Here is a 1,181-nt window from a genome sequence, read left to right on the forward strand (position 1 = left end):
TGTGACTGGATTTCAGAGTCGGAGCAATTTGGTAAACAAGTTCGAATACATAAGAATGGATGTGATTTCGGCAGCCTGCTAGCTAAGAAATTACCAATCAGAAGATCGATCGTGTTGCCGTTCTGCTCAAATGGAATCGTCTGAGATAGCTTAAACAGTAAAGCATGTTCGACTTGTTCGGCTTGCAGCTCGTTTTGCTGAACGTCCTTGCTTAGCGCACCGTTGGGTAGACTTTTTCTTACCTGCCTAAGTGGTGCAACGACTTGTTCGTGCCAAGAGTCTAGCTCTTCGTTGATGTTGGGTAGCAGCGGTGTAATATTCTTTTTCATAAGCCCAGCCCACATTGCAAAGAGTGATAGGTTGACGCGAAAGCCTTGGGCATCTTGTAGGTCTAATANGGTGTCTTGCAGTGTTTTATTCTTCCACAGCTTAAGTGAACATAGCCAAAATTCATTCTCTAGAGAGAGGGCGTTCATTTCTGCTGCCGATATTGCGGTGATAGAGGGGCGGCTATGAGTCATTTGGTTAGAGCATATTTGATAAGTGTAAATCGAAATAAATCCATAGGAATTTATCGGCATCTTAGGATTGATGTTGCGTAGGATATCCGCTACCGTCTGCGCCATCCAGACATATCTTATCAGTAAAGGCAGGTTTCCTGAATGTTAAAGATCGATGCATTGACCCTACGAAGAGGCCCGGAGCCTTTATTAGCCGAGGCGAATGCCCTTGTGCATGCCGGTCAACGTGTGGCGATTATTGGCGCCAACGGGGCAGGAAAAACAAGCTTGTTTAAACTTATCTTAGGCGAACTTAGCCCGGATTCGGGTGCCTATTCTTTGCCCGGTAACTGCCGTGTTTCTCATATGGCTCAGGAAGTCACAGCAGGAGAGCGAACGGCTAAAGATTATGTGCTCGATGGCCATCAGCAGCTCCGTAGTCTGGAGGCTGAATTAAAACAAGCTGAAGCCGCACACGATGACCATAAAATTGCTGAACTCCATGGAGAGCTGGAGCACATAGGTGCCTATGAAGCACCAGTTATCGTGGAAAAGTTACTGCATGGTTTGGGATTTGATCAGAAAGACATGCAGCGCCCGGTTAATGACTTCTCTGGTGGTTGGCGAATTCGTTTGAATTTGGCGCAAGCACTGATGTGCCCTTCTGACCTATTGTTGCTG

General features: G+C 46.5%; 2 protein-coding genes. One reads left to right on the forward strand and one right to left on the reverse strand.

All coding sequences use genetic code 11. The features are described 5' to 3' along the window. The coding region (locus A3766_RS07090; RefSeq protein WP_068642006.1) for a DUF2390 domain-containing protein at positions 1–626 on the reverse strand (626 nt) is incomplete at its 3' end. A gap of 36 nt (positions 627–662) precedes the next feature. Between A3766_RS07090 and A3766_RS07095 the strand changes: the two genes are divergently transcribed. Next, positions 663–1,181 (forward strand): ATP-binding cassette domain-containing protein (locus A3766_RS07095; protein WP_156508748.1); only part of this gene is annotated, 519 nt, incomplete at its 3' end.

Source organism: Oleiphilus sp. HI0132 (assembly GCF_001635845.1).